Raw genomic sequence first — 20029 nt, 5'->3', positions numbered from 1 at the left:
GGGGACGTATACGTTTTTTATCCATCGAATCAGGGGTCATCCACAGGTTGATCGAGAGCTTCGGCCAGTCGCAAATGTCGCAAAGAAATGCGACTGTTGCAAGAAAGCGACAGTATTGCGACAGTGCGTTCAGCGGTTTCCTGGTCATGCGCCCGGACAGATTGACATATACGCTGCAGCTGGTTTATTTTATATTTATACTTTGTCTAAATCATGGGCAGGCTCTTGTGCTGTTTTGCCCATTGGCTGGTATTCGTTATTTTTTAGGTAAATAAGAAAGCGATTACAATAAAATCCCCCGCCGCTGTACGACATCCATCTGAGGAAACTTTATTCCATGGCTCTGGAGGTGTTTGCTATCATGAATCCCCATCTTTCTTTAAATGCATGGTCTTCTCCGGATTTCACAAGATCGAAACTGGAGTCGGCATGGAACAGTTTTATGATCCAGGAGCCTTTGAACCTGGATATTCGTCCTTTGGTTATCGATTCATGGCGCCGGTGCCATACCAAGGGTCTCCATCCTTTCCAATCCAAATCATCCATTCGTTTATCTGAGGGTCATATTCAACAATATTTGTTAAATGATCCGCTGATCTTCGAAATCGATCCCATATTGAGCGAATTAAAGGAACTGGCGAACGATTGTGGACATTTAGTGGTGTTGACCGACCCGCAAGGAACGATTGTAAAAATTGACGGGGACGCGCAATTAAGAGATGAAGCTGAAAAAATGAATTTCGTTATCGGATCGTCTTGGGCGGAGGATAGTGCGGGCACTTGCGCTATCGGCGTATCCCTCATAAGTCAGAGCCCTGTACAAATATTTGCCGCCGAGCATTACTGCAGCGATGTGCATCGGTGGACTTGCTCCGCAGCGCCGATCCGCGATCCGGCCTCCCGGCAAATTCTTGCGATTCTCGATTTGACAGGTCCGTGGCAGTTTGCCAATCCTCATACGCTTTCTGCGGTTGTTGCAGCCTCGCGGGTCGTTGAAGAACGGTTGCGGCACAAGCTGGAATCCGAACGGGCTAAAGTCATGGAATACGGCCTGGATGTGATATCTCACAGCCGCAATACGTATATCGTTGCTCTGGATCGAGGGGGGAACGTGATTAAAGCATCTCCCAAAATGGTTGAGTGCGGTTGGATTGACTCCGGCAATCGTATGGTGGGCAGTCCGGTCAAATCCTTAAACAGGCTGGCTTCGGAATGGAGCTGGGAAGCCGAAGGAAAAGACGGAAATTGGCTTTTTACGCTTCGTCCCTGTATCCATCAAGGCCGAACTATCGGAGCCATCGTTCAGGCTGTACCGCCAAGCCATAAAGGGCGTGCCGCCAAGGCCATTTCAACCAAATATTCATTTCATTCCATCATCGGCTCTTCGCCTAAATTTCTTGCTGCCGTAATGGAAGCGAAGAATGCTGCAAGAAGCGATTTTCCGGTGTTAATTGAAGGAGAAAGCGGAACAGGCAAAGAATTATTGGCGCAGTCCATCCATGGGGGGAGCTATCGGGCAGAAGGGCCCTTCGTTGCTGTGAATTGCGGCGCTATCCCTAAAGAGCTGGCCGCCAGCGAGTTTTTTGGTTATGAGAGCGGTACGTTTACCGGAGCAGCCAAAGAAGGGCGGGCGGGGAAATTCGAACAAGCCGGCGGCGGCACGATTTTTCTCGATGAGATAGGGGAATTGCCGCTCGATTTACAGACTCTTTTGCTGCGGGTTTTAGAGGAGCGGGAAATTGTCCGCTTGGGCGGTAAGCAGCCGATTCAAGTCAATGTGCGAATTATTGCCGCCACGAATCGAAATCTATATGCGGATGTTGAGAGCGGCAAGTTCCGCCGGGATCTGTACTATCGTTTACATGTCTTGTCGCTGCGGGTGCCTCCTTTACGTGAAAGGGAGGGGGATATATCGACGCTCTTGAAACATTTCCTGCACAAGGCCTGTCAGGAGATCGGGCAATTGCCGGTTCAGGTCGATGAGGAGGCGATGCGGGCTTTGGAGAATTACCCATGGCCCGGCAACGTTCGCGAATTGCGAAATGTAGCTTACCGGATAGCTGCCCGATCGGCAGGCAGCGTCGTGCATGTGTCGCATTTACCGGAGGAAGTTATCGGAGGCAGGATGAACCTGACTTCAGGTAAACAAGGCGTTTCGAATTTAAGGCGTATCGGGAGAAATCAGGAAATAGAGCTTATTCGTTCAACGCTTGAAGAGTTCAATGGAAACGTATCGAAAACAGCGGCAAAGCTAGGCATTCACCGAAGCACCATTTATCGAAAACTCGGTCGGGATCTGAACCATGGTTCCTCGCAAGGAGAAAACCTATGACGATGAGCAAAGTAAGTTACATCCCCAGCATGTCAAAGCCAAACCACTGATTCGAGACGGCTTGATTGGCGAAGTCAAATCGTCCGTGGACTGCAGCTCCGAAATGGCGATGCGAAATGAACTTTGAAGTGGCGGGAACAAAGGGCGTATTGAAACTTCCGTTCGCATTCCGACCTGATTGGACTGGCGGCGAGGGGATTATTTAGCTTCAAACCGAACATGCCAAGACGGAAATAACGATACAAGGCGACCGGAATTCAGCATGTATCGAAGCTCATTCCAACTGTATCTTGCAGGGTGCCATACTTGCCCGGACTTATCTTAGTTTGCACAATGAAGGACCTGGCGGAAAACCGTCAGGTCCTTCTTCGTTTATTCGCCCGGTATGGACGTTCTTCAAAGAAACTTCGACTTTCTATGCCCGGGATCGAATGTCGTCGCGGAACAGCAGTCCGATGCAGTACAACCCCGACAATCCGACAAGCGTATACACGATTCGGCTCAAGCCGGAAGACTCGCGATGAACGTCTCCCCCCAGCAGGGCCGTTACCAGATCCCATTCGAATAATCCTACCAACAGCCAGTTCAACGCTCCGATAATGACGAGTGTCAGTGCCGTTTTTGTCATATTCAACACCATCCTTAGTGAAGTCATGTGTGTGCTGTAGCTAGCTTCTGATCTTACTTTTCCTAGGAATCCGGCTAGGTATACATCAAGAGGCGAGGGATTTTTTTCCAATCGGAGAGGTGATTACCGGAAGGATTTCCTATTCATACTATCCGTATGTGGTCCAAGGGAGGTCCAAATGCGATGCTACAGCGTACTTCTCCGCCATCTCTCTATATCCGGCTGCGCCGATCGCTGCGCATCAGCAGGGAGCAGTCGGTTCTGCTCGGGCAGGTCGCTCAGCTGTTGGCGCCTCCCGAATACGAACAACAGCTGCTGAAATTGGAACTGTATCGACCGAAAGAGTACGACGGAAGCCTTGTGCTGATCGATATGATGCTAATCGTCAGGAAAGTGAAGGAGTTATATCCCTGGATGCAAGTCGAGCATTTCGGCGAGCCTCATACGTTAGTGGAGGTGCGCGACAAAACGAAAGCTCCAAGCATGCTGCTTATTATTTTGGTATGGCTGCTGCTGTTCATCGGATCGGGGTTGGCGATTATGAATTTTCATGCGGACGTCAGCATGGCGGAAGTTCACCGCCATATTTACAAGCTGCTGACGGGCAAAGAGAACGTTCACCCGCTGCTGCTGCAAATTCCATATTCCATTGGGATCGGGATCGGGATGATCGTGTTTTTTAATCATTTGTTCAAAAAAAAATTCAACGAAGAACCGAGTCCGCTTGAAGTAGAGATGTTCATGTATCAGGAGAACGTCAACCAATACATCATCACGGAAGAATACGCCAAGCTGAATCGTGAGGCGAAGGATGACGTATCCAAGGCGGATAAGCCATGAGCGAATGGGCAGGGGGGCTTGTACTTGCTTTCATCGGCTTAGCCGGGGGACTTGCCGTCGGAAGCGGGATGGTCGCGTTTCTCGTTGTGCTCGACATCATTCCGCGACTGGCCCAAATTACGCGTTCCTATCGGCATATGAGGCGATATGAAGGAGCGGTTGTGATCGGTTCCTTGTTTTTTACATTCACGGATTTCTTCGAATGGACCTATGGGTTGTTCCCGATGGCCGCAGCCTTCTTCGGCTTGTTCGCCGGTTGTTTCGTCGGTATGCTGGCCGCCGCTTTGACGGAAGTCATTAATGTGCTCCCGATTTTGGCAAAACGCATCGGGATGGAAGCCTATATGATATGGCTGCTGATGGCGATGATTTTCGGGAAAGTGCTCGGTTCGATCATCGATTGGATCGGCGTACTGAATTAGAAGAAACGGCCGACAGGCCGGTTCCGCAACGTATTCATGTGGAAACAGGAGGGTGAAGCCGCTATGGTTCGTCACAAGGGATTCAAAAGAGCGAGATTGATGAAGGGAAGCCCGACCGGCTCGAATCGGCCGGAACAGGACGACAAAAAAACGGATGCGCGCGATCCGAAGCTGGTGATCGATGAAGAAGGCAGCATCATCGGATATGTACAAGAATCGGGGCCATCCGCTGGAAAACCGGGCTCGTCCGGAACGGACGGCGGGTACGAGGCGGAAATCAAGATGTCCGATGAAGAACGCGAGCTGAAAGAGGATACGAACATCTCCCAAGATTTCGACCGCTTGAAGCGGCAGCTTGAAGAGCGGGTCGGCTTAAACAAAAGCTTCGACGTGGTGTTTCGAGAGATGGTATTCGGCGGCCAGAAGACGGGCATTTTTTACTACAACGGCTTCGCCAAGGACACGGTGTTAACAGACATTTTGACGCGTTTGTCTTATGCCGGCGAATCTCACCGGGAGGGCGAAGCGGGGAAGCACGAGAAACGGAGCACGCGCCGCGACGATGCGCCGGAAACGGATGCCCAGAAGGATGAGCGCGGCGGCCCGGAGAAACTGAACGTCATCGAACTGTTCGATCATGCGCTAATTCCGCATATTCAGGTCAAGAAGACCTTGGACCTGAAAGAAGCCGTCGACAATGTCATGATGGGCGGCACGGCGTTTTTCTTCGAAGGGGAGAACGAAGCGGTGCTCGTCGATGCGAAGAACTTTCCGGTCCGCTCCACGGAGGAACCGGACCTGGAACGCGTCGTACGCGGGTCGCGGGACGGGTTTGTCGAGACGCTGCTGACGAACGTGACGCTGGTGCGGAGAAGGCTGCGCGACCCGCGTCTGAAGCTGGAGATTACGCAAGTCGGCAATCGGACGCAAACCGATGTTTGTATCGGATATATTCAGGATATATGCGATATGGATTTGGTGGAGTCGGTTCGCGACAAGATCAAATCCGTGAATGTGGACGGCTTGCCGCTTGCGGAAAAACAGCTGGAGGAAGCGATTATCGGCAAAGGCTGGAATCCGTATCCGATGGTGCGATACTCCGAGCGTCCGGACGTCGTCGCCGCGCATATGCTGGAAGGGCACATGGTCGTCTTCGTGGATACGTCGCCGTCGGTTATGATCTTGCCGACGACCTTCTTCCATCACGTGCAGCACGCGGAAGAATACCGGCAGACTCCGCTCGTCGGCTCCTACTTGCGCTGGGTGCGTTTCATGGGAATCGCCGCATCCTTGTTCCTGCTTCCGCTCTGGTTCCTGATCGTCACCTCGCCGCAGCTGAAGCCGGCCGGATTGGATTTCATCGGACCGCAAGAAACGGCAAAAATCCCGTTGATCCTGCAGTTTCTCATTGCCGAACTCGGGATCGATCTGATGCGGATGGCCGCTGTCCATACGCCGACGCCGCTGGCTACGGCGATGGGGCTGGTGGCCGCGATCCTGATCGGCGACATCGCTGTCAAAACCGGGCTGTTCGTGAACGAGGTCATCTTGTATCTGGCGGTAGCGGCCGTCGGGACGTTCGCGACGCCGAGCTATGAGCTAAGTCTTGCGAATCGGCTGGCTCGTCTCGTGCTGCTCGTCTCCGCCGCCATCTTCAAGGTGCCGGGGCTCGTCATCGCTTCGACCCTGCTGATCGCCATGCTCGCGATGCAGCGTTCCTACAACACGCCGTATTTATGGCCGTTCTTGCCGTTTAACGGCAAAGCGATGTACGACATCATGGTGCGCCGGCCCTTCCTCTCTATGAGAACGAGGATGAGCCTGACGAAAACGAAGGACGGCACGCGGCAGCCGCAATCTTGAAGTGTGATGCATTCGAAGGGATGAAACGCGTTATTCAGGCTCGCCCGGGCAGAAGCCCGCGGCGGGCTTTTTTTGCATGTTGTCTATTTAGAGCGTATTATGATACTTTAAAGGTAGGAAGCAAGGACGGCGCAGCCGTTTATCTGGGGAAAGAGGGAGTCATACGCGATGTATTTACACGGCACGAGTACGATTAACGGACAAGGTCATCTCGAAATAGGAGGCTGCGATACGGTCGACCTGGCCGGCAAGTTCGGTACGCCGCTGTACGTCATGGACGAGACGCTTATCCGCAAGCGCTGCCGCGAATTTGTCGAGGCGTTCCGGGCTTCGGGACTGCCGTTTCAAGTGGCCTACGCAAGCAAAGCGTTCTGCGTGATGGCCATGTGCCGGATTGTGGAAGAAGAGGGCATGTCTTTGGACGTCGTTTCGGACGGCGAATTATATACGGCGCTACAAGCGGGTTTCCCGGCTCATCGTATACATTTTCACGGCAACAACAAGACGCCGCATGAAATCGAGATGGCGATCGATGCAGGCATCGGCTGCTTTGTCGTCGATAACTTCGTCGAGCTGCATATGCTCAATGCGATTGCCGGCGAGAAGCGTCATAAGGCGAACATTTTGCTCCGCATCACACCGGGGGTCGACGCGCATACGCACGAGTACATTTCTACCGGTCAAACAGATTCGAAATTCGGCTTCGACTTGCAGAACGGTTCCGCCAAGCAGGCGGTGAAGGAAGCGGCCGCATTGCCGAACGTCGAGCTGCTGGGCGTTCATTCGCATATCGGTTCGCAAATTTTCGAGGTCGGGGGCTTCAAGCTGGCCGTGGAGAAAATGACCGGCTTCGCCGTCCAAATGCGCGACGAGCTGGGCGTTGTTTTCAGCGTGCTCAATTTGGGCGGCGGCTTCGGTATTCGCTACATGGAAGGCGATACGCCCCTGCCGGTGGCGGAGTACGTGCGGGCGATCACCGAAACGGTACGCGACGAGTTCGGCAAGCACGGCTATCCGCTGCCGGAAATTTGGACGGAGCCGGGCCGGAGCATCGTTGGCGATGCGGGGACTACGCTGTACACAGTGGGCACGTACAAGGACATTCCGGGCGTGCGCAAATATGTGGCCGTAGACGGCGGTATGACGGACAATCCTCGTCCGGCGTTGTATCAGGCGGAATACGAAGCGATGCTCGCCAACCGCGGGAATGAAGCGAGCGAGGAAGTCGTATCGATCGCGGGCAAATGCTGCGAAAGCGGCGATATGCTCATCTGGGACGTCCGCTTGCCGCAAGTGCGCACCGGCGACTTGCTGGCCGTTGCCTGCACGGGCGCCTACAACTACGCGATGGCCAGCAATTACAACCGCATCCGCCGTCCGGCGGTCGTGTTCGTGAAGGACGGTCAAGCGGACGTTGTCGTGGAGCGCGAATCGTACGACCATCTGATTCAGAACGACGTCGTGCCGTCCCGCATGAAGCCGGTCACGAAGACAAGATAAGAAGGGGCCGTTCGGCGTTGCGGCCGAGCGGCTTTTTGCGATGCAGTGAACAGCTATCGACGAGCGTCGGCGCGTCATTTGCCGGTTTTAGGACGGCTCGAAGCAAACGGTGGAACTCCGGTAGTTTTTTTGTCGAATTATCGTTTGATGCCGGCGATATCCGGGAAAGCTCGAATAGGCATCCTCGATTTATATGCAGATTATATGCAGACATTTTCCTTTCGCATGTCGATGTAGTAAAATAGTGGAGACTCGTGCCCGCGCGGTGTAGGCGGGTATCGATCATTCGGCATGAAACGATACAGCAAACAAAGGAGCGAACTTCTCATGGCTAAACAAGCAATCATTAAATTAACCGATGGTAACGAAATAGTACTCGATCTTTTCGACAAGGACGCCCCGAATACGGTAGCTAACTTTGAGAAACTGGCCAATTCCGGCTTTTATAACGGCACGGTGTTTCACCGCGTGATCCCCGGCTTCGTCGCGCAAGGCGGTTGCCCGAACGGAACAGGCACCGGCGGCCCTGGTTACACCATCAATTGTGAGATTAACCCGAACAAACATGAGCGCGGAACGCTCGCAATGGCGCATGCGGGACGCAACACCGGAGGCAGCCAGTTCTACATTTGCTACCAGCCGCAGCCGCATTTGGACGGCCAGCATACCGTCTTCGGTAAAGTGGTTTCCGGTATGGAGCATGTGGACAGCTTTAAAGGCCGCGAGAAAATGGAAAGCGTCCAAGTTGTCGAGATATAGGCTCTTGTCCAACCAAGTCTAGACAAATCCTGCTTCAACGGTTATACTGACACTTAAAACTAAAACTGCATAGCTGAACCTTCGGGGCAGGGTGAAATTCCCTACCGGCGGTGATGTGCGGCGGCTTCGGCCGCTGCCTCAGTCCGTGACCCGTGCTCTTCGTCTGAAGAGCCGGTGGACTCGGTGTAATTCCGAGACCGACAGTATAGTCTGGATGGGAGAAGGGGATAGCGGGGAATCATTCGATGCTGCGTTTGCCATGCGCTTTCTTTCACATGCGCGGGATGCGAACATTTATTCACGATGGATGCGAGAGCGTTTCAGACCTTGTACGTACGCTGCATTCGGCCTGCGATAAACTTGGCCTTGTTCGCGTACGCGGCGCGCTTCGTTGCATTTGCACATCCGGCTGAAACGCAGGCTGTAGCGTATAACCTCATTGCGGCGGTTTGAAGTCGCAGGGTGGATATCCGAATCAAGTTCCCGTGTCCAAACTTAGCAATCCGCTTCTCACAAGCCCCTTTTTGCCATGCAAAAAGAGGCTTTTTTGCATGTTCGGCCTTTGCAAGTCAGGAAAGGAGATCTGCGATGACGGCCGCGCTATTGAATGACGAATACTATATGCGGCTGGCGCTGCAGCTGGCGGGGGCCGCTTCCGGCCAGACCGGCATTAATCCGGTCGTCGGCTGCGTGCTCGTCAAAGACGGACGCATCGTCGGCATGGGCGCCCATCTGAAACGGGGCGAAGCCCACGCCGAGGTGCACGCGCTTAACATGGCCGGGGCGGAAGCCGAGGGCGCGACCGCATACGTGACGCTGGAGCCGTGCAGCCATCACGGCAAGACGCCGCCCTGCAGCGACCGGCTCATCCGCGATAAGGTGAAGCGCGTCGTGGTCGCCGCGACCGACGATAACCCGCTCGTCGCGGGCTCGGGGCTTGCGCGCTTGGCCGCGCACGGCATCGAGGTGACGACCGGCGTGCTTGCCGCAGAGGCGCGGGCGTTGAACGAGGCGTTCAACAAATACATCGCGACGGGCCGGCCCTTCGTAACCGTCAAGAGCGCCAGCACGCTGGACGGCAAAGTCGCCGCGAAGACGGGCGACAGCAAGTGGATTACGGGCGACGCTTCGCGTGCCCAGGGCCACCTGCTGCGCCACCGTCACCAGGCGATCCTGGTCGGCATCGGCACCGTGCTGGCCGATGACCCCGCCCTGACGACCCGGCTCGAGGTGCCGGGTCTGAACCCGATTCGCGTCGTCGCCGACTCGACGCTGAGGCTGCCGCCCGACGCCCGGCTCGTGCGGGACGGGGCGGCGCCCGTCGTCGTGCTGACGACGGAGCGGGCGCCGCAGGAACGCCGCCGCGCTCTCGAAGCGCGCGGCGTGCGCATGGTCGACTGCGGCCCGGGGCCGACCGTCGACCTGAACGCCGCCATGAGGCGGCTCGGCGAGCTCGAGATCGGCTCGCTGCTCGTCGAAGGCGGTGGCAAGCTGAGCGGAGCCCTGCTGGCGGCCGGGCTCGTCGATAAGCTGGTGCTGTTCCTGGCGCCGAAAATCATCGGCGGCGGAGCATTGGCACCCGGCAACTTCGATTTTCCCGGCTTCGAGACGATGAGCCGGGCGATCAAGCTCGAACGGCTTCAGGTGGAACGCTGCGGCGAGGACGTGTGCTTGTCCGGTTATCCGCGGTACGAAAGCGAGGAATGACAAGATGTTTACGGGCATTATCGAAGAAATCGGCACGATGCGCCGCATCGCCAAACAAGGCCAAGCCATGGTGCTCACCATCGGCGCGAAACGTATACTGGAAGACGTGAAGCTGGGGGACAGCATTTCGGTGAACGGCGTGTGCTTAACCGTCGTCGCTTACGACGAGTCAAGTTTTACCGTCGATGTGATGCCGGAGACCTTCCGCCGAACGAACCTGGAACGGCTGCAAACCGGCGCTCGGGTGAATCTGGAGCGGGCGATGGCGGCGAACGGCCGCTTCGGCGGTCATATCGTACAAGGTCATGTCGACTCGACGGGCATCATCACGAGTCGAACGCCGGAAGAGAACGCCGTCGTGTTCCGGGTGGAGCCGAGAGATGCGGGGATGATGAAATACGTCATTCCGCACGGCTCGATTACGATCGACGGCATCAGCTTAACGGTCGTCGAGTCGGGGGAAGCGCATTTTACCGTTTCGATCATTCCGCATACGCTGGCAGAGACGATACTGGAGCACAAGAAGGCCGGAGACGAAGTAAACCTCGAGGCCGATGTGCTGGGTAAATATATCGAGCGATTGCTGGGCTTCCGCGGCGCGGGTCCGGAAGGACAAGGCAAGCCGCAGAGCCGGCTGACAGCTTCATTTTTGACGGAGCACGGGTTTATGTAACCCAAACTAGTGGGAGGCGAGAGAACATGACGGCACCGATTCAATTTCATTCGATCGAAGAGGCGATTTACGACCTGATGCTGGGCAAAGTGATCATCGCCGTTGATGACGAGGACCGGGAGAACGAAGGCGACTTCATTGCCTTGGCGGAGAAAGCGACGCCGGAGATCATCAATTTCATGATCAAGGAAGGGCGCGGACTCGTATGCGTACCGATTACCGAGGAGCGAGCTCAGGAGCTCGATTTACCGCCGATGGTCGTGCGCAACACCGATTATCACGGCACGGCCTTCACGGTTTCCGTCGATCATGCGGAAACGACGACCGGCATCTCGGCTTCGGAGCGCTCCCGCACGGTTCAGGCGTTGATTGATCCGAAGACGAGGGCGCATCATTTCCGCCGGCCGGGCCACATTTTTCCGTTGATCGCGAAAAAAGGCGGCGTGCTCCGCAGAGCGGGCCATACGGAAGCGGCCGTCGATTTAGCCCGGATGTGCGGCGCGTATCCGGCTGCCGTCATCTGCGAGGTCATTAAGGAAGACGGGGAAATGGCGCGTGTGCCGGACCTGATGGAAATCGCGCAAAAGCATGATTTGAAAATTATCACGATTCAAGATATGATCAAATACCGCAATTATAAAGAAAAACTCATTAACCGCGAAGTGGAAGTGCGGATGCCGACCGACTTCGGCAGCTTCACGGCCATTGCGTATTCGAATGTCGTCGACCAGAAGGAGCATGTGGCGCTTGTCAAAGGGAACATCGACACCGACACGCCGACGCTGGTGCGCGTTCACTCGGAATGCTTGACCGGCGACGTGTTTCATTCGCACCGCTGCGATTGCGGTCCGCAGCTCGCCGCGGCGCTGAAGCAGATCGATGAAGCGGGCTCCGGCGTGCTGCTCTATATGCGTCAGGAAGGCCGCGGCATCGGCTTGATCAACAAGCTGAAGGCGTATAAGCTGCAGGAAGAGGGATTCGATACGGTCGATGCGAACCTGAAGCTCGGCTTCGACGCGGATCTGCGCGACTACGGCATTGGAGCGCAAATATTGAAGGATCTCGGCATCAGGAAAATCCGTTTGCTCACGAACAATCCGCGTAAAATTCGCGGACTCGAAGGCTACGGGCTGGAGGTCATCGAACGCATACCGATTCAGATGGATGAGAACGAAGACAACACCCACTATTTGCATACGAAACAAGCGAAGCTCGGTCATTTGCTCAATTTTGCACAAGATTAAGCATGGCGGGCTTGGCCGCATCAAAAAAAATATTGAATTCGGAAGGAAGTTGTGAGATTATGGCGAAAGTATACGAAGGTCATTTAGTGTCGAAAGGTCTGAAATACGGGATCGTAGCAGGCCGTTTTAATGAATTTATTACGAGCAAGCTGGTCGGAGGCGCACTGGATGCGTTGAAACGTCACGGCGTGGAAGAAGACGAGATCGAGCTGGCTTGGGTGCCGGGCGCTTTTGAAATTTCATTGATCGCCCAGAAAATGGCAGAGAGCGGCCGTTACGATGCAGTCATTACGCTGGGGGCGGTCATCCGCGGATCAACGCCGCATTTCGACTACGTGTGCAACGAAGCGGCCAAAGGAGTGGCTGCAGTCGGGCTGAAAACGGGCGTGCCGACGGTGTTCGGCGTTCTGACGACCGATTCGATCGAGCAAGCGGTCGAGCGGGCAGGCACGAAGGCGGGCAACAAAGGCTGGGAAGCCGCGGTTACAGCGATCGAGATGGCCAATCTGGTTAAGCAGTTTAAATAAACAATAACGAACCATACAGCTAAGATCTACAGCGGGCGGGCAGAAACTAGCGGGAAGTGGGGAACAAGGGGGAACAAGCGACATGAAGGTCACGGTAAAGCTCGAAACGTTTGAAGGCCCCCTTGATTTGCTGCTTCACTTGATCGATAAAGCGGAAGTCGATATCTATGATATTCCGATTAAAGACATTACGGATCAATACATGGAATACCTGGACGCCATGACGGAGCTGGAGCTCGAATTCACGAGCGAGTTTTTGGTGATGGCGGCGACGCTGCTTTCGATCAAAAGCAAGATGCTGCTGCCGAAACCTCCGGTCCTTGATCTGGATTTCGACGATTATTTGATGGACGAAGAATACGATCCGCGTGCCGAGCTTGTGGCCAAACTGATCGAATACCGCAAATACAAAGCGATCGCCGATCATCTGCGTGACAAGGAAGTGGAGCGCAGCTTGATTTATACGCGCGAACCCGAGGACTTGACGCCTTATGTCCCCGTCGTTCCGGATAATCCGGTCAAAGGTCTGCATGTCTCCGATCTGGTTCAGGCGTTCCGCAAAGCGATGCGCCGGATGCAGAGCCGCAATGCGGTTGCCAAAATCCGCAAAGACGAAATTTCCGTCAAGGATCGGATGTTTCAGGTCATTGGCGCGCTCGAGCAGCACGGAGGGAAGCTCCTGTTCTCCAAACTCCTGGATCAGGAGCGGACAAGGGATTCAATCGTGGTCACCTTCCTTGCATTGCTGGAACTGATGAAGGTGAAGAAGATCGTATGTTTTCAACATCAATTATTCGACGATATCGTGATAAAGGTGCGGGAGGATGGAACGGCAGATGGATTCTGGGCAGATGAAATCAGTTATTGAGGGTTTGCTGTTCGTGGCGGGAGACGAAGGGCTCGATGCCAAGCAGCTGGCCGAAGTGCTGGAGCAAGATGCCGCTTTTGTCACCGACCTCGTGCTGGACCTGCAAAGCGAATTGAAGCGGCAAGGGCGGGGCATTCAAATCGTGGAGCTGGCGGGGACGTATCAGTTGTCCACGGTGCCGGAGCATGCGCCGTTCTTCGAACGCTTGGCGTATTCCCCTTCTCGAACGTCGCTTTCGCAAGCGGCTCTGGAGACGCTCGCGATTGTTGCGTATCGGCAGCCGATTACGCGTATCGAGATCGAGGAAATCCGCGGCGTGAAGGCGGACCGGGCGCTGCAGACGCTGGTGGCCAAGGATTTGATTCAAGAGGTGGACCGGGCGGATGCGCCGGGAAGACCGATTTTATACGGGACGACCAAATCGTTTCTCGACTATTTTGGATTGGGCAGTTTGACCGATTTGCCGGAAACGAGTTTGTTCGAGAACGACGACAACCTGGAAGAGGAAACGCGCTTGTTGTTCGAGAAGCTGGAAGGGGAGCAAATGACGTTCGAAGACGTGTCTTCGAAGTCGAACGACTTCTGAAACGTGCATGTTTTACCAAGGTAAAGCCATACTAACTCCTGAGGAAATGAAGCGGCAAGCTTCCGGTACCGGGAGTTTTTTGTGTTTTCCCCAGAATTTTGCCGTGCGGGAGGAGATTAGCATGGTTTGGGTTTGGATGGCCGCGGGACTGCTCTTCGTGCTGCTTCTCCTCTTGGGAAGCCGGGTGAACATTCGACTCGCCTTCACCCATCAGGATAAGAACGACGAGATTTCCGTTGAAGTCAGGGCGCTGTTAGGTCTCGTCCGTTTTCGCTATGAAGTGCCGACCCTCCGTTTCAAGGGTCTTCGCGCCGGGCTGGAAGTGAAATCCGAACAAGTCAACGCCGGGGCAGGGCGCTTGATTGCCGATCGGAAAGAAACGATCAACGCGGATAAAATCAAGCAGAAGTTCGAGGATGTACGGATACTGCTGACGCATTGTTTCGATTTCAACGAGTGGCTGAGCCGGATGCTTCGGCATGTCGATTGTACGAAGCTGCATTGGAAAACGTCGGTCGGCATTGGGGATGCGCCTGAGACAGCCTTCCTGGTCGGGACGCTCTGGGGGGTGAAGTCGTCGCTGCTCGGGTTTGTATGCCGGTACATTCGTTTGGAAACCCAGCCGCAGCTGCAGGTGATGCCGGTTTTTAATCAAATGATGTTCTTGACCGAAGGGAATTGTACGATTCGTATCCGGATCTGGCATTTGCTTTCCGGAGGCGTTCAGCTCCTGATGCGCATCCGCAAGACGGAAGGCGGCCTGCAAGCTTGGCGCCGTGTGCTGATGCCGACGTCCTGAATAACGAAGCGACGCGACTTCGGATTCTGTTTCCCCTACATAGTCTGGAGGTACTCCGGTTAAGCTAAAACTGTTCTTTAATCCGACTTCAGACAGGAGGTTTCCACGTTGGCAGAGCATCCGATTCAAGGGTTAATGAAGACGGCCATGGAAAATATTAAAGAAATGGTCGACGTCAATACGATTGTAGGCGACCCGGTCGAAACGCCGGACGGGTGTGACATCTCCAAAAGAGCCAATAAAGCGGTTTTAAACCCCAATAATGGATAAGACTTAGCTAGTGGAAATTCTCGACAAAGCAAGAATGTATTTTAAGTTGGCTATAGAAAGAAAAATTAAAGAATCGCAAAATAATGAGGATGTGGTTGTACTTCCTGGACTACTTGTAGCATCCAGTGCACTTGATGTTTTTGTGAAGGATTACAAAGAGTTAAGTACCAAAGAGTTCGAGTTTAAATACAAAATAAATAATGGGCACGTTACTTAAATTACCAGTAACATGCCCTAATATGTACTTACTTCAGATAATGTTTATTATTAATATAATTCTCGAATGTAATTATTACATAATTGCAGTATTCGTCAATTACATCAAAGCGAATTTGTAAATCATCGGCTGTGAATCTCTTACCAATCTCGACAGGAGATTCATTTCCATGTGCAATACTGTTTCTAAGATCAACCATCTCCTGAATCCTACCACCGGTGCTTCCATGTGGCAAAATCGGATCCTGAATACAGAATGTTTTCCAGATGCTTTCCAATTGCCTGTAACGGAAATTTTGGCCATCTGTTGGCATAATCTCGTCACGTATATTAACTATGGTAGTATCACGAAAATTTTCGAAGAAATCCCATCTTTTTTGCCATTTTGTAGGGTTCCCTGCCGAATAAAATGAATCTAGGTTGTTATTCAAAGCGATACTTAAAAAAACAGGTTTACAGTCGACAATTTTAATATTTGATGAATTTATTATACCGATTGTTTTAGATACACAAGATGAGATAACAAACTCATAGACCCCATAAATATGAACAAAAAAAAGTCCTTTTAGTGAGGTTATACTTCCTGTTCGTGGGGTCGAGGTTACTCTTTTAGGTTCATTACTTTTAATGTGTCTGATAATTTCTCTAATTTCAATCAATCTTCTTGTTGATTCAGCTTTAATGTCAGAATACATTTATTTACCCTCGAATTTATTCAAACAATATTCAATCCTCTTTCTTACTTTAGGATTAGAATTTGTCGCACCTGATGTAATGGATTTTAATTCATTAGACTTAATCCACTCATTGATATTTTCAACTTTGATTTCATTGTGTCGAGTATATGCAATTGCAGCTCCTACAGTAACTGCTTCATATAAATTAATTGGAGTTGATTTAAATCTACGTGTGATACCGTCCGGTAGGGCGTCGGAAAGTAAGGCGAATACTTTTTCAAACAATTTTCTGTTCTCATTGTAATCAAATTTGATCGTGGATTCTTTCATATAGTTATTGAGGAAATCCACAACACTATGATCAAATTCTTGATATTTGTAATAAAAAGCAAAAAAACGTAAAACAAGCTCCTCTCTAGTGCCATCGTTTTCCTTTCCAGATGGTAATTTTGCAACAGAAAGAAAATTTTTATTTTCTGCTAGCTCTCTAAGAAAATCATTAAAAGGGCCTCTAAATATACAGCTTCTGATTTCTTGATCAGTTAATTTAATACCACCGGTATTTAACCTTTCGAACAAATCAAACCTAACATTCATATCACTTTTATCACTTAATGTTGTAATCTTCAATGGTTTAAGAAGAAAATTAAGCTTTAAGGTACTTGGTAAATCATTAAAGGTCATTCCATTTAATTCTGTTAGTTTCTCTAGTCCATGTATGACCAGTGATTCCTTGGTATTTATTTTTTCTAGTGCCTTATCATCGCCAGCAAAATGAATCATTGAGCTTAATCTTTGAACCCCGTCAATAACTTCCCAAGTTCCATCTGAATTTGTAGCCATATATAAACTAGGAACAGGAATCCCCAAAAAGATGGACTCAATTAATACGGATTGACGTTCTGTGTCCCATCTAAATTGTCGCTGATATTCGGGAGCAATGTTAATAATCTTGTCAGAAACCATGTTTATTAATTCCTTAACACTAAAGTCATATGTATCAAAATCAACTTTGTGTTTTTGTTCATTTAACTGTGAAGTTAGTTTTTCGATCAATGTTCTTCACTCCTCGAAGTTACAGTAGTTCTCTTTATCTTATCATAACCATATCCTTGCAATACATTAAATTTCCTGAATTGTTTTGAGTGATGTTTGACTATACATATTTACATTTGCTAATGAGCAAGTTATATAAAGCAAGAAACGAACAAACGAACTAATTTGATAAGGAGGCAGTACTTGATGACCGAACATCCGATTCAAGGGTTAATGAAGACGGCCATGGAAAATATTAAAGAAATGGTCGACGTCAATACGATTGTAGGCGACCCGGTCGAAACGCCGGACGGCAGCATCATTATGCCGATCAGCAAAGTCGGTTTTGGCTTCGCGGCAGGGGGCAGCGAGTTCGTCACGGCGGAAGAGCATGCGAATGGGAATGGCGGTAACCGCCATGATGCGATGAACGCTTCGGTTGCGCTTCCGTTCGGCGGGGGCAGCGGCGGCGGGGTGTCGATTACCCCGATCGCATTTTTGGTTGTCGGCAAACAAGGGGTCAAGATCGTGCCGCTCGACAATCAAACGCACTTGCTGGAACGAATTATCGATTCAGCGCCGCAAGTGGTCGACCGCATTCAATCGATGATCAAAAGCGGCGGCAAAGCCGGCTCCACTATGGAGACAGAGTCGACATCCGTAACGAACAACATCGAGAACCCAAATTTCATCGTTTAACTTTATCGAGAAGCTGCCCGGTCCAGGGCAGCTTTCTTTATGCGATTCCGCTGTCCGCTCGAGAAAGGATAACCCCCGCTGCATGTTCCATCAAGCGGTATTGCTCTTTCCGGGTCTAAGGAATATAGTTGATGTAGACTGCTTTTGCTTGCTTTGCGGCAAAGGCGACGAATGGAACAATAAGTAAGGAGTTATGCCTCGTGTGCGGACGGTATACGATTACGGTTTCGTGGGATGAGCTGATGATGCGCTTTTTGCTGGATGGAAGACCGGGTAAATACCAGCCGCGGTACAATGCCGCCCCCGGCCAGTGGATCCCCGCGATTCTCGGCGGCGAACCGGGCTTTGGCGAACGTGCGGCGAACCGTCTCGGGGAGCTCCGCTGGGGGCTTGTACCTTCATGGGCGCAAGACGCCAAGTCGGGTGCGCGCATGATGAACGCAAGAGCCGAAACGGTTGCGGAGAAGCCGTCGTTCCGAACGCTGCTGTCGCGTAAGCGCTGCCTCATTCCTGCCGATGGCTTCTACGAATGGAAGAAGACCGGCGGAGGGAAACAGCCGGTGCGATTCGTGCTGAAAGACGGAGGCTTATTCGGGATGGCGGCGCTTTACGATACGTGGGTCGGGGAGGACGGCGACAAGCTGCATACGTGCACGATTGTGACGACTGCGGCCAACGGATTAGTTGCGGAAGTGCACGAACGGATGCCGGTCATTTTGACCCGGGAGCGGGAGAAGGTGTGGCTCGACCGCAGCGTCCGCGAACAGGCGGAGCTGCTGCCGCTGCTCGAACCGTTCCCGGCGGAGCGGATGGATTATTACGAGGTGCGGCCCGAAGTCGGGCGCGTTGCCTATGACGAGCCGGACTGCATCCGGCCATTAGCCTAAAAGCTTGCAAGAACGAAGACCGTCAAGGTGAATTTGCGCCTTGCCGGTTTTTTGTGTACCGTCCGCATGCATACATAACCAGGCCCGATTCGCATATACATGTACAAGTAGGCCGAACTTGTCCTTCGATCGTTTGTTTGTGTCGGGGCAATTCGTCCGCCGGTGATACAGGAACGTTTTGGTGGGAGGATCATGATGAGAAGACTATGGTTTCTGTTGTTGGCCTTATGGCTTGTCGCCGCCGGCTTCGGCGGTATTCCGACCGCGCAGGCGGCTCCGGGAATAAGCACCAGCGCGGAAGGCGCGGCGCTGATCGACGTCACCTCAGGCAGGCTGCTGTACAGCGTCAAAGGGGACAAACAGATGCGTATCGCCAGCTTGACGAAGATCATGACGGCGATCGTGGCCATCGAGAACGGCAAGCTGACGGATTTGGCGAAAGTCAGCAAGAACGCCTTCGGCAAAGAAGGCTCCTCGATTTATTTAAAGCTGAATGAAGAGATGAATTTGAAAGACTTGCTGTACGGACTTATGCTTCGTTCCGGCAACGACGCCGCAACCACGATAGCGGAGCATGTGGGGGGCAGCGTCGAGGGCTTCGCCTATATGATGAATGAGAAGGCGAGAATGATCGGAATGACGCGCTCCAGCTTCAAAAACCCGTCCGGCTTGGATGAAGAAGGCCATTACTCTACGGCGAGCGATATGGCCAAACTGACTGCTTATGCATTGAAAAACCCGGTCTTCCAGGAAATCGTCAAAACGAAAGTCAAAAAAGTGCCGAATCCGAATGAATCCTGGGATTACTCTTGGGTCAATAAAAATAAAATGCTGTCGCTGTACGACGGGGCGGACGGCGTGAAGACCGGGTACACGAAGCTGGCCAAGCGCTGCCTGGTCTCTTCCGCGACGCGGGGCGGACAACAATTAGCCGTTGTCACGCTGAACGATCCGAATGACTGGATCGATCATACGCAGCTGCTCGATTACGGCTTCGAGCACTACCCGCTCACGACGCTGATCGGCAAAGCGGAGCCGGTTGAAGGCACGGAATTCGTGGCTGGGGCACCTTTCCGATATCCGGCCGAGCAGGCGGAGAACGGAAAATTCGAGCGCAAGCTGATATTGAACGACGTCACTTCCACTGATTACAAGCTGGGCTTGAAGGGACGGATCGAGTTTACGTTGAACGGCAGATCCATCGGTAACGTACCGCTTGTAGCCAAGGATAGTCCCCGGCTTTCCGCAACGGACCGGTCAACGTTCGCATTCTCCGAGTCGGATGCGGACGGTTGGCGGCTTTCGGATAGATGGTTATACATTTTAAGCGCATTTACCCGGGTGATGTTCACAGGCCAAACCGATTAATCGTACGACAAGGGTTCCAGTCCGATCATGGGAGGGAAGGGGCATGCCTAGTTAGTTACCCCTGAAAAAGTCGGGCTATTTTGACAAAATAAAAAGGAATTCGGCACCTCAAAATGGAAATTGTTATTG

At 52.5% G+C, this 20029-nt stretch carries 19 protein-coding genes, 1 pseudogene and 1 riboswitch; of the genes and pseudogenes, 17 read left to right on the top strand and 3 right to left on the bottom strand.

Annotation, left to right across the window (positions count from 1 at the left end):
- The first annotated feature begins 361 nt into the window (after nt 1-361).
- Nucleotides 362-2332 carry a sigma-54-dependent Fis family transcriptional regulator gene (locus ACZ439_RS02030; RefSeq protein WP_464620569.1) on the top strand — a complete coding sequence of 657 codons (1971 nt, stop codon included), beginning with the start codon at nt 362-364 and terminating at the stop codon, nt 2330-2332.
- Between the two features lie 415 nt (nt 2333-2747).
- Here the strand turns inward: ACZ439_RS02030 and ACZ439_RS02025 are convergent, their stop codons facing one another.
- Nucleotides 2748-2960, bottom strand: a complete 213-nt coding sequence (locus ACZ439_RS02025; RefSeq protein WP_054795166.1) for a DUF378 domain-containing protein — start codon at nt 2958-2960, stop codon at nt 2748-2750.
- Between the two features lie 183 nt (nt 2961-3143).
- Between ACZ439_RS02025 and ACZ439_RS02020 the strand changes: the two genes are divergently transcribed.
- The 13 genes and pseudogenes from ACZ439_RS02020 to ACZ439_RS01960 all read left to right on the top strand — a co-directional run.
- A complete protein-coding gene (locus ACZ439_RS02020; protein ID WP_127605418.1) occupies nt 3144-3800 on the top strand; it encodes a stage V sporulation protein AA in 657 nt (218 codons plus the stop codon).
- On the top strand, nt 3797-4222 hold the full coding sequence (locus ACZ439_RS02015; RefSeq protein ID WP_127605417.1) for a stage V sporulation protein AB: 426 nt from the start codon (nt 3797-3799) through the stop codon (nt 4220-4222). The genes ACZ439_RS02020 and ACZ439_RS02015 overlap by 4 nt, the downstream gene beginning before the upstream one ends.
- A gap of 63 nt (nt 4223-4285) precedes the next feature.
- A complete protein-coding gene (locus ACZ439_RS02010) occupies nt 4286-6085 on the top strand; it encodes a spore germination protein (RefSeq protein ID WP_464620568.1) in 1800 nt (599 codons plus the stop codon).
- Between the two features lie 168 nt (nt 6086-6253).
- Nucleotides 6254-7585, top strand: coding sequence for a diaminopimelate decarboxylase (lysA, locus tag ACZ439_RS02005; protein ID WP_054795165.1), 1332 nt, complete (start codon nt 6254-6256; stop codon nt 7583-7585).
- 327 nt (nt 7586-7912) lie between these two features.
- Nucleotides 7913-8344, top strand: coding sequence for a peptidylprolyl isomerase (locus ACZ439_RS02000; protein WP_054795164.1), 432 nt, complete (start codon nt 7913-7915; stop codon nt 8342-8344).
- Between the two features lie 73 nt (nt 8345-8417).
- A riboswitch (FMN riboswitch) is annotated at nt 8418-8574 on the top strand.
- Nucleotides 8575-8932: 358 nt separating this feature from the next.
- Nucleotides 8933-10051 carry a bifunctional diaminohydroxyphosphoribosylaminopyrimidine deaminase/5-amino-6-(5-phosphoribosylamino)uracil reductase RibD gene (gene ribD, locus ACZ439_RS01995; RefSeq protein ID WP_464620567.1) on the top strand — a complete coding sequence of 373 codons (1119 nt, stop codon included), beginning with the start codon at nt 8933-8935 and terminating at the stop codon, nt 10049-10051.
- Between the two features lie 4 nt (nt 10052-10055).
- Nucleotides 10056-10724 (top strand): riboflavin synthase, encoded by a 669-nt coding sequence (gene ribE / locus ACZ439_RS01990; RefSeq protein ID WP_054798534.1) that lies wholly within the window; start codon nt 10056-10058, stop codon nt 10722-10724.
- A 26-nt stretch (nt 10725-10750) separates the two neighbouring features.
- Nucleotides 10751-11968, top strand: a complete 1218-nt coding sequence (locus ACZ439_RS01985) for a bifunctional 3,4-dihydroxy-2-butanone-4-phosphate synthase/GTP cyclohydrolase II (protein WP_464620566.1) — start codon at nt 10751-10753, stop codon at nt 11966-11968.
- Nucleotides 11969-12027: 59 nt separating this feature from the next.
- Nucleotides 12028-12495: a 6,7-dimethyl-8-ribityllumazine synthase gene (ribH, locus tag ACZ439_RS01980; protein ID WP_054798535.1), complete on the top strand. Its 468-nt coding sequence runs from the start codon at nt 12028-12030 to the stop codon at nt 12493-12495.
- Between the two features lie 82 nt (nt 12496-12577).
- On the top strand, nt 12578-13363 hold the full coding sequence (locus ACZ439_RS01975) for a segregation and condensation protein A (protein ID WP_054798542.1): 786 nt from the start codon (nt 12578-12580) through the stop codon (nt 13361-13363).
- Entirely contained in the window at nt 13332-13949 is a 618-nt protein-coding gene (gene scpB / locus ACZ439_RS01970; RefSeq protein WP_054798543.1) for an SMC-Scp complex subunit ScpB, read from the top strand. Before ACZ439_RS01975 ends, scpB begins: the two co-directional genes overlap by 32 nt.
- Before the next feature lie 121 nt (nt 13950-14070).
- Complete coding sequence (locus ACZ439_RS01965; protein ID WP_464620565.1) at nt 14071-14748, top strand: DUF2953 domain-containing protein; 678 nt, start codon at nt 14071-14073, stop codon at nt 14746-14748.
- Nucleotides 14749-14856: 108 nt separating this feature from the next.
- A pseudogene (locus tag ACZ439_RS01960) lies at nt 14857-14964 on the top strand (sporulation protein YtfJ); the annotation flags it as partial.
- A gap of 299 nt (nt 14965-15263) precedes the next feature.
- Here the strand turns inward: ACZ439_RS01960 and ACZ439_RS01955 are convergent.
- Together ACZ439_RS01955 and ACZ439_RS01950 are read right to left on the bottom strand one after the other, a co-directional pair.
- Nucleotides 15264-15929: an MAE_28990/MAE_18760 family HEPN-like nuclease gene (locus ACZ439_RS01955; RefSeq protein ID WP_464620564.1), complete on the bottom strand. Its 666-nt coding sequence runs from the start codon at nt 15927-15929 to the stop codon at nt 15264-15266.
- Complete coding sequence (locus tag ACZ439_RS01950) at nt 15930-16967, bottom strand: GmrSD restriction endonuclease domain-containing protein (protein WP_464620563.1); 1038 nt, start codon at nt 16965-16967, stop codon at nt 15930-15932.
- Nucleotides 16968-17153: 186 nt separating this feature from the next.
- Here ACZ439_RS01950 and ytfJ point away from each other — a divergent pair, with 186 nt between their 5' ends.
- The 3 genes from ytfJ (at nt 17154) to ACZ439_RS01935 (ending at nt 19900) form a co-directional block, all read left to right on the top strand.
- Complete coding sequence (ytfJ, locus tag ACZ439_RS01945) at nt 17154-17645, top strand: GerW family sporulation protein (protein WP_054798540.1); 492 nt, start codon at nt 17154-17156, stop codon at nt 17643-17645.
- A 200-nt stretch (nt 17646-17845) separates the two neighbouring features.
- Nucleotides 17846-18532: an SOS response-associated peptidase gene (locus ACZ439_RS01940; protein ID WP_054798541.1), complete on the top strand. Its 687-nt coding sequence runs from the start codon at nt 17846-17848 to the stop codon at nt 18530-18532.
- Nucleotides 18533-18724: 192 nt separating this feature from the next.
- Nucleotides 18725-19900, top strand: a complete 1176-nt coding sequence (locus ACZ439_RS01935; RefSeq protein WP_464620562.1) for a D-alanyl-D-alanine carboxypeptidase family protein — start codon at nt 18725-18727, stop codon at nt 19898-19900.
- Nucleotides 19901-20029 lie beyond the last annotated feature (129 nt).

This window comes from Paenibacillus sp. JCM 9796, assembly GCF_055379675.1.
The sequence above is the reverse complement of the archived record's forward strand: the minus strand, read 5'-3'. Positions and strand labels throughout refer to the sequence as shown.

Coding starts and splice junctions, on each gene's coding strand:
- ACZ439_RS01985 (WP_464620566.1), top strand. CDS start 10,751: ATGACGGCACCGATTCAATTTCATTCGATCGAAGAGGCGATTTACGAC.
- ACZ439_RS02025 (WP_054795166.1), bottom strand. CDS start 2,960: ATGACAAAAACGGCACTGACACTCGTCATTATCGGAGCGTTGAACTGG.
- ribH (WP_054798535.1), top strand. CDS start 12,028: ATGGCGAAAGTATACGAAGGTCATTTAGTGTCGAAAGGTCTGAAATAC.
- lysA (WP_054795165.1), top strand. CDS start 6,254: ATGTATTTACACGGCACGAGTACGATTAACGGACAAGGTCATCTCGAA.
- ribE (WP_054798534.1), top strand. CDS start 10,056: ATGTTTACGGGCATTATCGAAGAAATCGGCACGATGCGCCGCATCGCC.
- ACZ439_RS01975 (WP_054798542.1), top strand. CDS start 12,578: ATGAAGGTCACGGTAAAGCTCGAAACGTTTGAAGGCCCCCTTGATTTG.
- ACZ439_RS01935 (WP_464620562.1), top strand. CDS start 18,725: ATGATGAGAAGACTATGGTTTCTGTTGTTGGCCTTATGGCTTGTCGCC.
- ACZ439_RS02010 (WP_464620568.1), top strand. CDS start 4,286: ATGGTTCGTCACAAGGGATTCAAAAGAGCGAGATTGATGAAGGGAAGC.
- ribD (WP_464620567.1), top strand. CDS start 8,933: ATGACGGCCGCGCTATTGAATGACGAATACTATATGCGGCTGGCGCTG.
- ACZ439_RS02020 (WP_127605418.1), top strand. CDS start 3,144: ATGCTACAGCGTACTTCTCCGCCATCTCTCTATATCCGGCTGCGCCGA.
- ytfJ (WP_054798540.1), top strand. CDS start 17,154: ATGACCGAACATCCGATTCAAGGGTTAATGAAGACGGCCATGGAAAAT.
- scpB (WP_054798543.1), top strand. CDS start 13,332: ATGGATTCTGGGCAGATGAAATCAGTTATTGAGGGTTTGCTGTTCGTG.
- ACZ439_RS01955 (WP_464620564.1), bottom strand. CDS start 15,929: ATGTATTCTGACATTAAAGCTGAATCAACAAGAAGATTGATTGAAATT.
- ACZ439_RS02000 (WP_054795164.1), top strand. CDS start 7,913: ATGGCTAAACAAGCAATCATTAAATTAACCGATGGTAACGAAATAGTA.
- ACZ439_RS02015 (WP_127605417.1), top strand. CDS start 3,797: ATGAGCGAATGGGCAGGGGGGCTTGTACTTGCTTTCATCGGCTTAGCC.
- ACZ439_RS01965 (WP_464620565.1), top strand. CDS start 14,071: ATGGTTTGGGTTTGGATGGCCGCGGGACTGCTCTTCGTGCTGCTTCTC.
- ACZ439_RS02030 (WP_464620569.1), top strand. CDS start 362: ATGAATCCCCATCTTTCTTTAAATGCATGGTCTTCTCCGGATTTCACA.